The 12,405-nt window shown below is 72.3% G+C and carries 10 protein-coding genes and 1 pseudogene; 1 reads left to right on the top strand and 10 read right to left on the bottom strand.

Going from position 1 to position 12,405, the window contains the following annotated elements:
• From FH609_RS32425 to FH609_RS15970, 4 genes and pseudogenes are all read right to left on the bottom strand, one after another.
• Positions 1–226: pseudogene (locus FH609_RS32425) on the bottom strand (hypothetical protein); the annotation flags it as partial.
• Positions 207–620 carry a DUF742 domain-containing protein gene (locus FH609_RS15980; RefSeq protein ID WP_122400097.1) on the bottom strand — a complete coding sequence of 138 codons (414 nt, stop codon included), beginning with the start codon at positions 618–620 and terminating at the stop codon, positions 207–209. The pseudogene FH609_RS32425 and the gene FH609_RS15980, both read right to left, overlap by 20 nt.
• 69 nt (positions 621–689) lie before the next feature.
• Positions 690–1,103, bottom strand: coding sequence for a roadblock/LC7 domain-containing protein (locus tag FH609_RS15975; protein WP_062205798.1), 414 nt, complete (start codon positions 1,101–1,103; stop codon positions 690–692).
• Between the two features lie 19 nt (positions 1,104–1,122).
• Positions 1,123–4,701: a nitrate- and nitrite sensing domain-containing protein gene (locus FH609_RS15970; RefSeq protein ID WP_139668020.1), complete on the bottom strand. Its 3,579-nt coding sequence runs from the start codon at positions 4,699–4,701 to the stop codon at positions 1,123–1,125.
• A 534-nt stretch (positions 4,702–5,235) separates the two neighbouring features.
• On the opposite strand from FH609_RS15970, the gene FH609_RS15965 reads away from it, so the two are divergent.
• Positions 5,236–5,445, top strand: coding sequence for a hypothetical protein (locus FH609_RS15965; protein WP_139668018.1), 210 nt, complete (start codon positions 5,236–5,238; stop codon positions 5,443–5,445).
• Positions 5,446–5,631: 186 nt separating this feature from the next.
• Here the strand turns inward: FH609_RS15965 and FH609_RS15960 are convergent, their stop codons facing one another.
• From FH609_RS15960 to FH609_RS15930, 6 genes are all read right to left on the bottom strand, one after another.
• Positions 5,632–5,844, bottom strand: a complete 213-nt coding sequence (locus tag FH609_RS15960; RefSeq protein ID WP_139668017.1) for an acyl-CoA carboxylase epsilon subunit — start codon at positions 5,842–5,844, stop codon at positions 5,632–5,634.
• A 36-nt stretch (positions 5,845–5,880) separates the two neighbouring features.
• Positions 5,881–7,476 (bottom strand): acyl-CoA carboxylase subunit beta, encoded by a 1,596-nt coding sequence (locus FH609_RS15955; protein ID WP_139668015.1) that lies wholly within the window; start codon positions 7,474–7,476, stop codon positions 5,881–5,883.
• Between the two features lie 186 nt (positions 7,477–7,662).
• Complete coding sequence (cimA, locus tag FH609_RS15950; RefSeq protein ID WP_139668013.1) at positions 7,663–9,279, bottom strand: citramalate synthase; 1,617 nt, start codon at positions 9,277–9,279, stop codon at positions 7,663–7,665.
• 371 nt (positions 9,280–9,650) lie between these two features.
• The gene (locus FH609_RS15940) at positions 9,651–10,757 is read right to left on the bottom strand and encodes a branched-chain amino acid aminotransferase (RefSeq protein WP_139668009.1); all 1,107 of its coding nucleotides are present in this window, start codon (positions 10,755–10,757) and stop codon (positions 9,651–9,653) included.
• Between the two features lie 253 nt (positions 10,758–11,010).
• On the bottom strand, positions 11,011–12,054 hold the full coding sequence (locus FH609_RS15935) for a 3-isopropylmalate dehydrogenase (RefSeq protein ID WP_139668007.1): 1,044 nt from the start codon (positions 12,052–12,054) through the stop codon (positions 11,011–11,013).
• A gap of 84 nt (positions 12,055–12,138) precedes the next feature.
• On the bottom strand, positions 12,139–12,357 hold the full coding sequence (locus FH609_RS15930) for a hypothetical protein (protein ID WP_139668005.1): 219 nt from the start codon (positions 12,355–12,357) through the stop codon (positions 12,139–12,141).
• Positions 12,358–12,405 lie beyond the last annotated feature (48 nt).

The following is a 12,405-nucleotide window of genomic DNA, read 5'->3' as shown; positions in this document are numbered from 1 at the left end:
CGTCGATCCCCGCCGACGCGGACGTCATCACCGCCTCGGTCCGCAGCGGATTGATCTCCGACACCGACCCCACAAACGTGGTCTTACCCACGCCGAACCCACCCGCGATCACGATCTTCGCGGACGTCGTGGCCACCTGCTGGGCCGCCGGCCGCGCGGCGGGCTGACCGGCGGCGGGCGTTCCCTGGACCGGGTGGCCGAATCCGTCAGAGCTTCCGAAGTCCACTGAGCACCCTTTCCAGCAGCGTCACGTCTGGCTGACCGCCGGGCTCTCCCTCGTGGCCCGGCTGATGGATGGCGACAAGCCCGGCCTCGGCCAGGTCCGCCACCAGAATCCGGGCCACCCCCAGCGGAATGGCCACCAGCGCCGACACCTCGGCGACCGACTTCACCTCAAGGCAGAGATGGCAGATGCGCTGGTGCTCCGGCAGCAGCCCCTGAAGCTGCATCGGATCGGCGGTGGTCGACACCAGCGCCTCGATCGCCAACTGGTAACGCGGCTTCGTCCGGCCGCCGGTCATCGCGTACGGACGCACCAGCGGCTGGTCGCCCTCGTCGTCATAGGACCCGTAGTTGTGCGAGGCACCGTACGAGCCCTGCGAGGGCGGCGGGGTGTTCATGGCTCCTCCGAGCTGAAACATGAGGTTCGACGAGGCGGACGGTGGTGCTCATGTGGGGGGAGGAATAAGTCAGTTGAGGAGGCTGCCCTGGAGCTCGGCACGCAGATCGGGCGTCAGGACCGTACCGGCACGATCCACCAACAACGCCATCTCATAACCCACCAGACCGATGTCGGCCTCCGGATGCGCCAACACCGCCAACGACGAACCATCCGAGATCGACATGATGAACAGGAACCCCCGCTCCATCTCCACCACCGTCTGGTTCACCGCACCACCCTCAAAGATCCGCGACGCACCAGCCGTCAACGACGTCAGCCCCGAAGCCACCGCCGCCAACTGATCCGCACGATCCCGCGGAAACCCCTCGGACATCGCCAGAAGAAGACCATCAGCGGACACCACCACCGTGTGCGACACCCCCGGGGTGTTCTCCACAAAGCTGGTGATCAACCAGTTGAGGTTCTGCGCCGCCTGGCTCATCGGGCTCACACTAACGCTCCTACTGATAGGTGGGGCCGACGCCCCGGTCTGTGCGGCCGGCCGAAGAGCCGGCCTGGCGCCCCTGTTGGATGCCCCGACGGAGGTTGGTCAGCCGACCCCGGACGTCGTCCGGGCGGCGGGAGACCTGCGGGCCCGCCTGGGCGGCGGGCTGCGCCTGCGTCTGCGCGGCCCCCGCCACCAGGTTGGCGCGGGGCACCCGCTTGGGCAGCCCCGAGGTGGTGACGCCACCCGCGCTCGGCTGACGCAACTGCTCGGCCTGGCGCCACCGTTCGTCGTTGGGCGAGGCGCGCCAGGCGCCGGGACCGGCATTCGACGCCGGCTGCTGGGCGGAGGGCGGAACGGCACTCGCCGGGCCGTCGGGCCGGGCGGTGGGGGGCGCCGTGTCGTGCGCCCGCTGGGGAGCGGCGGGCGCGGTGGGGGTCTGGGTCTCGTCCGGCCGAGGGCCGGCCTCCGGCGGCGGATAGGCCCGCCGGGTGCCGAACCAGGTGGACTCCATCTCCTCGAAGATCGGGGTCCGTTCGGCGGGTCGCAGCGGCTCCTGCGCGGGCAGCGGCGCGGTCAGTTCGTCCCTCGGGCGCTGCCACGACGAGGTGCGCTGGTCGTCGGCCGGCAGCCCCGGCCGCTGGTCCTGCCGGGCCGGGTACTCGCCCGTGGGGTACTCCGGGGGGCGCGGGGCGTGCGCCGCCGGGTAGCCGCCGGTGGGGAACTCGCCGGTGTCCTGCGGCCCCGGCTGACCGTGCCGGGGCGGCGGGGAGCCGAAGACGGAACCGTCGTCGGGGGCGCCGGGGAAGCCGGCCTGGCCGCGCCCGTCGGGGCGGGGCGCGGGCGCCTCGGCGCGCCGGGCGTGGGCCTGCGGGGTCGGCGCCTGCGGGCGCTCGACGTCGGCGTGCTGCCGGGGCGGCTCGGCGAGCGGGTACTCGCCGGTGGAGGAGGCGTCGTGGCCGCGCGGGGCGTCAACGTCGTTGCCCACGGCGGGTATTCGCGCGGTGTCGTCCCCGGTGGCCCAGCTGGGGCGGCCGGCGGCCGGGCCAGGCTGGGGCGGCGCCGGCTGCTGCGCCGGGGGCGCGGAGTGCTGGGCGTGCGCCGGCTGTTGCCGGGGAACGTGCCCCTGCCGCTCGGGGCCCGCCTCGGCGCGCTGCGGCTCCTGCGGTGCGCCCTGCGGCCGGGGGGCGTCCATGGTGCCGAAGTTCCCGGGGCCTCCGGGGCTCGCGGGCCCGCCCGGGCCCGGGCGGGCGTCGGCGTGCGAACGCGAGGGCAGCGCCGGGCGTTCGGGGCGACCCGGAACGCCGCGCGCCGGGGGCGGGCCGCCGAGGCCCGGCTCCTGCTGGCCGCCCTCGGGCTTGCCCAGCGAGGGACGGCGCCCGGGCGGGGTGTCCCGTTGCAGGGTGGCCGATGCGGTGCCGGCCGCCCGGCCGCCGGGCCGGGGGCGGCCCGCGCCCTGGGCCACGTCGGCCGGCAGCATGACCAGGGCGGTGGTGCCGCCGGAGTCGGAGGGCCGCAGCTGGATGCGGATGCCGTGCCGCAGGGACAGCCGGCCGACCACGAACAGGCCCATCCGGCGGGAGACGGAGACGTCCACCGTGGGCGGGTTGGCCAGCCGGTCGTTGATCTCGGCCAGGTCCTCGGGCGACAGGCCGATGCCGGTGTCGTGGATCTCGACGAGCACCCGGCCGTCCGGCAGGGCGTGACCCGTGACCTTCACCTTGGTCTGCGGCGAGGAGAACGAGGTGGCGTTCTCCAGCAGCTCGGCGAGCAGGTGCACGAGGTCGTTGACGACCCGGCCGGCGACGTCGGTCTTGGGCACGGCGCTCAACTCGATGCGCTCGTACTGCTCCACCTCGGACGCGGCGGCGCGGAGCACGTCGACCAGCGGCACCGGGCGGGTCCACCGGCGGCCCGGCTCCTCGCCGGCGAGGACCAGCAGGTTCTCACCGTTGCGCCGCATTCGGGTCGCGAGGTGGTCCAGCTTGAAGAGCGAGGAGAGCTGGTCGGGGTCGGCCTCGCGGGACTCCAGTTCGGAGATCAGCGACAGCTGCCGCTGGATCAGGCCCTGGCTGCGGCGGGAGAGGTTGGTAAACATCGCGTTGACGTTGCCCCGCAGCAGGGCCTGCTCGCCGGCGAGGCGGACGGCCTCCCGGTGCACGTCGTCGAACGCCTGGGCCACCCGGCCGATCTCGTCCCTGGTGTGCACGCCGACCGACTCGACGGAGGTGTCGACGTCGCCCGGCTCGGCCTCGGACATCTGCTTGACGACCTCGGGCAGCCGGGTGCGGGCCACCTCGGTCGCGGTGTCCTGGAGGCGGCGCAGCGAGCGCACCATGGAACGGGCCACCACGAACGCGCCGACCAGCGAGATCCCGAGGACCAGCAGCACGATCGCGCCGTTGAGCAGGGCCTCGCGCTGCGCCTCGTCGCGCAGCTGGCGGGCCTGTTCCTGCATCTCGAAGAGCAGGGTCCGCTCGATGTTGCCCATCGCTTCGATCTTGGTGCGGTCCTGGTCGTACCAGTTGCGGTAGGTGCGCTCCTCGGTTCGGATGCCCTCCTCGGCCGAGAAGACCCGCTGGGCGAAGTCGTTGGCGGCCGCGATGTTGGCGATGCCGCCCTCAAGCGGCGAGAGCAGCGTGCGGACCTGCTCGTTGTCGCCGTAGATCTGAGCGAAGTTGTCGATGGCGACCTCTTCGCTGATCAGGTGGGTGCGGCCGAACCGCCAGTCCGCCTCGGAGAGTTCCGCCTGACCGCCGGGCAGCTCGGCGCGGGCCAGGCCCGCGGTGATCACGGCGCGCTGGATGGAGGCGTGCTCCTTGGCGGAGGAGAACGCGGCCAGCGCGCGGGTGCTGCTGATCATGTCGCTGTTGTTGGTCGCCTGCGCCATGTCCTGCGACAGGCTCAGCAGCGCCTCGATGACCTCGCTGTACTGGGTGACCGTCTGGGAGGCGTAGTCCGGGTCGTCGTAGGCCGCGTTCCGCACCTGGCTCAGCTCGTTGAGCCGCCGGGCGATGTCGTGGATGGTGGCCTCGACGCCGCGCATCGAGTCGTCGTAGCTGTTGATCTGGAGGCGGGCGTCGGAGAAGGCGAGGATCGCCTCGTCCGTGCGCTCCCTTGAGCTGATGACCTCGTCGCTGTCCGGGTTGTCGCCGCTGACCAGCGGGCCGGCCGAGCGGTCGCGCTCCTCCTGGAGCGCGGCGGCCAGCAGGGTCGCCTGCTGGGTGATGTCGGTCAGCAGCTGCATGTCCTCCAGCTGATCGACGTTGCCCAGCGACTGCTCGATACGGAGGGCGCCCATCACGGTGGCGGCGGCCACGGGCAGCGCGATCAGCGAGACCAGGCGCGTGCTGATGCGCCAGTTGCGCAGGGCCAGCCGGGAGCCGGCGCTGATCGGGCGCACCGGCGAGGCGCCCGAGGGCGTGTCCTTGCCCTGGCCGACCGACCGCTTCCCGGAAGGCTGATCCTTGCCGCCGGCGGCCGGCCGTGCCGGCTCGGCACCGGGGGCAGGCCCGGCGGAAGAGCCGCGATCCGTCGCGTCGCTCTGCCCCGCGTCCCCCGCGGCACTGCCTTCCCTCTTGAAACGTCCCTGCACTAGCGTCGCAACCTCTGGACCAGGCGTCTCGCCGCGGGTGCGGCGGACGGTATCGAGCCCGGGGCAGTCGAGGCCCCGTAACGGTCGTTTGGGCACCGGCGGGTGAAGGTGATCGGATCGGTTGGTGAGTGACGCCGGTGTGCGCCCTCACAAAACCCGCTGACCCGCGCGGTTCGTGGAATTCCAGCACAGTGGCCGATCTCCAACAAGGGCCCGGGATACTCCTGTGACATCTATGACGCTGTGAAGACGAACCATCACCTGGCGTGCAGAGCCTGCGGGAGAAATCCGGACTTTCGGCCACGACATCACCATCGGATTCTCACGCGGCCCGGAACCTGTCGAGGGCCGCGCGCCGCCCCGCCCGGCATGTCCGGATTGGCGGCGATGGTGAATGCACTGAATCACCCCATTTACCCCATGTCTCGTGAGGAAACTCACACCTCACGGGTGTCTATCACCCCGTCCCCGCCGGGTATCCGGCGCTTAGCCTCGGCTTTACAAAGCTTCCCGGACTGACAAGGCTGACACACCGTGAAGACCACGCTGATCACCCACTCCATCGCCAATCCTCGGCGTACCACCCTGGCACACCTCACCGACGCCAGCGCACTCGCCCCCGCCGAACTGGCCCCGGCCGGCGCCCCCGAGCTGCCGGCCAGCACCGCCAACCCCCGTCGGACGGTGCTGGAGAACGACCAGGAGCCCTCGGTGGCCAGGGAGTTCGCGGCCATCGCCGACTGAGCGCCCACGACGGCGAAGAGGGGCCGTCCGGCCCCCACAGACGACAACCCCCGAACCCCTCACCGGGGCCGGGGGTTTCGTCATGAACGGGGCCGGGCGCCTCGGGGCGCGGTCGGGCGCCCGGGCAGGCGGCCCGGCGCCTCGGGGCGCGGCGGGGCGTGCGCGCCCGTGCGTGCGCTGGGTTGGTCAGCCCTGCCAGCTGTGCGGGGCGCGGTAGGCGCTGGCCCGCTCCAGGCGGCGCCAGCCGGCGGTCGACTGGCCCGGGCGGCCGGCCTCGGCCGGGGTCTCGCGCTGGGCGGCCCTGGCCAGCAGCAGCGCGGTGACGGCGGCCAGCTCCTCGTCGCTGGCCGCGCCCTTCTCCACCCGCACCAGGCGCGGGTCGCTCGTCTCAGAGGTCATCGGTGGCTTCCTCACTCGGCACGCGGAACGGCCGGATCACTGGGGCGGGTTGCCGTGCTTGCGGGCCGGCAGGTCGGCGTGCTTGCTGCGCAGCATCTCCAGCGCGTGGATCAGCACGGTGCGGGTCTCGGCCGGGTCGATCACATCGTCCACCAGGCCACGCTCGGCAGCGTAGTAGGGATGCATCAACTCCGCCTTGTATTCCTTGACCATCCGGTCGCGCATCGCCTCCGGGTCCTCGGCGGCGGCGATCTGCCGGCGGAAGATGACGTTGGCCGCGCCCTCGGCGCCCATCACCGCGATCTCGTTGCTCGGCCAGGCCAGCGTCAGGTCGGCGCCGATGGACTGGGAGTCCATCACGATGTACGCGCCGCCGTACGCCTTCCGCAGCACCAGCGAGATGCGCGGCACCGTCGCGTTGCAGTACGCGTACAGCAGCTTGGCGCCGTGCCGGATGATCCCGCCGTGCTCCTGGTCCACGCCGGGCAGGAAGCCGGGGACGTCGAGCAGGGTGACGATGGGGATGTTGAAGGCGTCACACATCTGCACGAAGCGGGCCGCCTTCTCCGAGGCGTGGATGTCCAACACCCCGGCCAGCGACTGGGGTTGGTTGGCGACGATGCCCACCACCTGGCCGTCGAACCGGGCCAGCGCGCAGATGACGTTGGTGGCCCAGCGCTCGTGGACCTCCAGGAACTCGCCGTCGTCGACCAGCTCCTCGATCACCGCCCGCATGTCGTAGGGGCGGTTGCCGTCCAGCGGCACCAGGTCGACCAGGGAGTCGCAACGGCGGTCGGCCGGGTCCTTGGTCGGGGCGGACGGCGGGTTCTCGCGGTTGTTCGCGGGGAGCAGGGAGAGGAGGAAGCGGACCTCCTCCAGGCAGGTCTCCTCGTCGTCGTAGGCGAAGTGCGCCACGCCGGAGGTGCCGGCGTGCACGTCGGCGCCGCCCAGGCCGTTCTGGGTGACCTCCTCGCCGGTGACCGCCTGCACCACGTCGGGCCCGGTGATGAACATCTGCGCGGTCTCCCGCACCATGAACACGAAGTCGGTCAGCGCCGGCGAGTAGGCGGCGCCGCCGGCGCACGGGCCGAGCATCACGCTGATCTGCGGGATGACGCCGGAGGCGCGGGTGTTGCGCTGGAAGATCCCGCCGTAGCCGGCGAGCGCCGAGACGCCCTCCTGGATGCGGGCGCCGGCGCCGTCGTTGAGCGAGACCAGGGGGGCGCCGGCGGCCAGCGCCATGTCCATCAGCTTGTGGATCTTGGCGGCGTGCGCCTCCCCCAGGGCGCCGCCGAAGATGCGGAAGTCGTGGGCGTAGACGAAGACCGTGCGGCCGTGCACGGTGCCCCAGCCGGTGACCACGCCGTCGGTGTAGGGGCGCTTGGCCTCCAGGCCGAAGCCGGTGGCCCGGTGCCGGCGGAGCTGGCCCACCTCGTGGAAGGAGTCCTCGTCCAGCAGCAGACCGATGCGCTCGCGGGCGGTGAGCTTGCCCTTGGCGTGCTGCGCCTCGGTCGCCTTCTCGGACGGGCCGCGCAGCGCCTCGGCGCGGATCGCCAGCAGCTCGGCCACCCGGCCCCGGGTGTCGGTGGCGGCTGGCGCCTCGGGGGCTGCGGTATCGGCGTGATCGGTCATGTATAGACCCTACGAAACTCCGGTGCCGAGGGCTCTCGTTGGGTCCACACAGTCTCCTCCCGGAATTCATGGCCGCGCCGCACAGAACCGGAAGGTCACCACGCACATGGTGCCCGGAGTGGACAGAAGCCGCCCGAGGCGCGTTAGAGGAACCCCACAGGGCCCGCCGCCACCGAAACGCGTGGCTCAGCCCTCGGGGCGCAGCCCGGCGCGCAGCAGCCCGTAGGTGTAGGCGTCGTCCAGGGCCTGCCAGGAGGCGGCGATCACGTTGTCCGCGACCCCTACCGTAGACCACTCGGCCTGTCCGTCGCCGCTGGTGATCAGAACCCGGGTGGTGGACTGGGTGCCCGACCTGCCCTCCAGGATGCGGACCTTGTAGTCGATCAGCTGGATGCGGGCCAGCTGCGGGAAGGTGCGTTCGAGGGCCGTGCGCAGCGCCTGGTCCAGCGCGTGGACCGGGCCGTTGCCCTCGCCGGTGGCCAGCACCCGCTCGCCCTTGACCCACAGCCGGACGGTGGCCTCGTTGACCATCCCGCCGTCGGTGCGGTGGTCGGTGATCGTGCGCCAGGACTCCAGCTCGAAGAAGCGGTCGCGGCGGCCGGCGGCCTCGTCGCGCAGCAGCAGCTCGAACGAGGCGTCGGCGGCCTCGTAGGTGAAGCCGTTGCGCTCCTGCTCCTTGATCCGGGCGACCACCCGGCCGACCAGCTCGCGGTCGCCCTCCAGGTCGAAGCCCAGCTCGCGGCCCTTGAGTTCGACGGAGGCGCGGCCGGCCATGTCGGAGACCAGCATCCGCATGGAGTTGCCGACCAGTTCGGGGTCGATGTGCTGGTAGAGGTCGGGGTCGACCTTGATGGCCGAGGCGTGCAGCCCGCCCTTGTGGGCGAACGCGGAGACCCCGACGTAGGGCTGGTGGGTGGCCGGCGGCAGGTTGACGACCTCGGCGATGGCGTGCGAGATCCGGGTCATCTCGGTGAGCGCGCCGGGGGGCAGCACCCGGCGGTCGTACTTCAGCTCCAGGGCGGCGACGACGGGGAAGAGGTTGGCGTTGCCGACCCGTTCGCCGTAGCCGTTGGCGGTGCCCTGGACGTGGGTGGCGCCGGCGTCCACGGCGGCCAGGGTGTTGGCGACGGCGCAGCCGCTGTCGTCCTGGGCGTGGATGCCGAGCCGCGCGCCGGTGGCCTCGCGCACGGCGCGCACGGTGTCGGCCACGCGCGCCGGCAGGGAGCCGCCGTTGGTGTCGCAGAGCACCACGACGTCGGCGCCGGCGTCGCGGGCGGCGCGGACCACGGCCAGGGCGTAGTCGGGGTTGTCGGCGTAGCCGTCGAAGAAGTGCTCGCAGTCGACGAAGACCCGGCGGCCCTGCTCGCGCAGGTGGCGCACGGTGTCGGCGACCATGGCGAGGTTCTCGTCGAGGGTGGTGCGCAGCGCCAGGTCGACATGCCGGTCGTGGGACTTGGCGACCAGGGTCACCACCGGGGCGCCGGAGTCCAGCAGCGCGGCGACCTGCGGGTCCTCGGCGACGTCGACGCCGGCCCTGCGGGTCGAGCCGAAGGCGACCAGCTGGGCGTGGCGGAACTCGATCTCCCGGGCGGCGCGTTGGAAGAACTCGGTGTCCTTGGGGTTGGCACCGGGCCAGCCGCCCTCGATGAAGCCGACGCCGAAGTCGTCGAGGTGGCGGGCGATGGTCAGCTTGTCGGCGACGGTGAGGTGGATGCCCTCACGCTGCGCGCCGTCACGCAGCGTGGTGTCAAACACGTGGAAGTCGTCGTTCGGTGGCTGGGGCGAGGTGGCATCCGTCGTCATGGCCTTGAGGCTCCTGTGGTCCGCGCTTTCCGCGCTGCTGCGTGTGTTCCGTTTGGGCGGCGTGGTCGCCCTCGCCCGGCGCTCGTCGTTCCGGCGTGGGGTGGGCCGGAAAACGAAAAGACCCCTCGCGGGTGCGAGAGGTCTGCGCGCGGGTCTGGGACCGAGTGGTCCGCTGCCGCGTGTTCTGTGCGGTGTTCAGCGGTCACTGCCGACCGGCGCGCTGGTCACCAATAATGCTGGCGAACGAGAGCACGCCGGCAGTCTGCCACGGGCGGCCCGGGCCGCCCAACCCGTCTCACCATCCGGACCCGCGCCGGGGTGGGCGCGGGTCCTGGACGCGGAAGGTGTCTCCCGGTCGGCGAGGGCCGAGGTCAGCGGATGGGGTGCATCCAGCCGTAGGGGTCGGGGCGTTGGCCGGTCTGGAGGCCGAGGAGTTCGGCGCGCAGCCGCTGGGTGATCGGCCCGGGCTGGCCGTCGCCGACGGTCCAGTCGCCCTCGCTGGAGCGGACGGAGCCGACGGGGGTGATCACGGCGGCGGTGCCGCAGGCGAAGACCTCGCTGATGGTGCCGTCGGCGTTGCCCTGCCGCCAGTCGTCGGTGGAGATCTTGACCTCGCCGGTCGTGTACCCCAGGTCGCTGGCGATCCGCAGCAGCGAGTCGCGGGTGATGCCGGGCAGCAGGGTGCCGGTGAGCTGGGGGGTGACGATCTCGGCGTCCTGGCCGGTGCCGCGGACGAAGTAGAGGTTCATGCCGCCCATCTCCTCGACCCAGCGGCGCTCCACGGCGTCCAGCCAGACGACCTGGTCGCAGCCGTGGCGGGTGGCCTCGGCCTGGGCGACGAAGGCGGCGGCGTAGTTGCCGCCGGTCTTGGCCTCGCCGGTGCCGCCGGGGGCGGCGCGGATGTACTCCTTGGAGAGCCAGACGGAGACGGGCTTGATGCCGCGCGGGAAGTAGGCGCCGGCCGGGGAGGCGAGGACCATGAACAGGTACTCGTTGGCCGGGCGGTTGATGCCGAAGCCGATCTCGGTGGCGAACATGAACGGCCGCAGGTAGAGCGACTGTTCGCCGCTCGGCGGGACCCATGCCTCGTCCTGCCTGACCAGGACGTCGATGGCCTCGACGAAGGTCTCGATCGGCAGCTCGGGCATCGCGAGCCGGCGGGCGGAGCGCTGGAAGCGTTCGCCGTTGGCCTCGGGGCGGAAGACGGCGACCGAGCCGTCGGCCTGCCGGTAGGCCTTGAGCCCCTCGAAGATCTCCTGGGAGTAGTGCAGGACCATCGTCGCCGGGTCGAGGGAGAGCGGCCCGTAGGGCTCTAGTCGGGCGTCGTGCCAGCCCCGGTCCTCGGTCCACCGGATGGTGACCATGTGGTCGGTGAAGTACCGGCCGAAGCCGGGGTTGGCCAGCGCCGCCTCGCGGTCCGCGTCGGAGACCGGGTGGTCGGTTGGGGTGAGGTCGAAGGGGAGGGGAGACGTCGTCATGGTGAGCGCGTTCCTTCACTGAGTGTCGAGGCGGACCGCGAACCGGCTCGGGTAGTAGGAAGTCCGAGCATCGGGACACACAAGGGTGACACATCCGCAGGGAACGGGCACCGTCGGGGCACGACGGCGCTCGACCCGTTAACCGGACGCGGTCCTGGGGAGGCTGTACGGAACCTGCGGCACCCAGCGGCGGCCGCATGTCGGCCGGCCGCCGGGCACCCTGCCCGGCGGCCCAGGGGCCTTGCCGAGCCGGCTAGTTGGCTACTCGTGCCGCCAGCGCGTCGCCGATGGTCTCGGTGGTGCGCGGCGTGGCGGCGTCGCGCTCGGCGAGGTCGGCCGTGACGGCGTCCTCGATCCGGGCGGCCTCGGCCTGGTAGCCGAGGTGACGCAGGAGCAGGGCGACCGACAGGACGGTGGCGGTGGGGTCGGCCTTGCCGGTGCCGGCGATGTCCGGGGCCGAGCCGTGGACCGGCTCGAACATGGAGGGGAAGGCGCCCGTCGGGTTGATGTTCCCTGAGGCGGCGAGGCCGATGCCGCCGGTGATGGCGGCGGCCAGGTCGGTGAGGATGTCACCGAAGAGGTTGTCCGTGACGATCACGTCGAACCGCTCGGGCTGGGTCACGAAGAAGATCGTGGCCGCGTCCACGTGCAGGTAGTCGACGACGATGTCGGGGTACTCCCGGGCGACCCGGTCCACCGTGTTCTTCCACAGGTGGCCGGCGTGGACCAGGACGTTGTTCTTGTGGACCAGGGTGAGCTTCTTCGCCGGGCGGGCGGCGGCGCGTTCGAAGGCGTCCCGCACCACGCGCTCGACGCCGAAGGCGGTGTTGAGGCTGACCTCGGTGGCCACCTCGGCCGGCGTGCCGGTCCGCATCGAGCCGCCGTTGCCGACGTAGGGGCCCTCGGTGCCCTCGCGGACGACGACGAAGTCGATGTCGGGGCGGCCGGCGAGCGGCGTCGGGGTGTTGGGGAAGAGGCGGCTGGGGCGGAGGTTGACGTAGTGGTCGAACGCGAAGCGCAGCTTCAGCAGCAGCCCGCGCTCCAGCACGCCGGAGGGAACGGTCGGGTCCCCGATGGCGCCGAGCAGGATCGCGTCGTGCGCCTTCAGCCGCTCCAGCTCCGCCTCGGGGAGCGTCTCACCGGTCCGGTGCCAGCGGCTGGCGCCCAGGTCGTAGGTGGCGGTCTCCAGCTTCACCTCGGACGGCAGCACGGCGGCGAGGACCTTCAGCCCCTCCGCGACCACCTCCGGGCCGATGCCGTCACCGGGGATCACCGCGAGATTGATACCGCTAGCCATGCCGGGAACCCTAAGCCCGTCCCATCCTTCGAGGGAAACCCGTCCACGATGCGGACGTTGGGAGGTGTCGCGACCTGGCCGGCGTCAGGACTCGGCGAGGCCGCCGTTGTCCCGGCGGTCGAGGGCGGACTGGAGGGCGGTCGCGGCGTGCCGGCGGGCGGCGATCCTGGCCGCGCGGGCCTCGGCCCTGGCCTGGCTGAGCGCGCTGGGGCGGGCGGCCGGGGCGTGCTCCGGGGCGCGTTCGGCGGGGAGTTGGGCGACGGCGGTGACGGCGGGGGCAGCGGTGACTGCGGTGGCGTCCATGGCGGTCAGCTCCAGGGTGCGTGACTGGGGGGGGGACAGCGAGCCGGG

It is taken from the genome of Streptomyces sp. 3MP-14 (genome assembly GCF_006334905.2).
Classification (GTDB): Bacteria; Actinomycetota; Actinomycetes; order Streptomycetales; family Streptomycetaceae; genus Streptomyces; species Streptomyces triticirhizae.
Note: the sequence above shows the minus strand (reverse complement) of the source record. Positions and strands in the feature narration are given on the sequence as shown.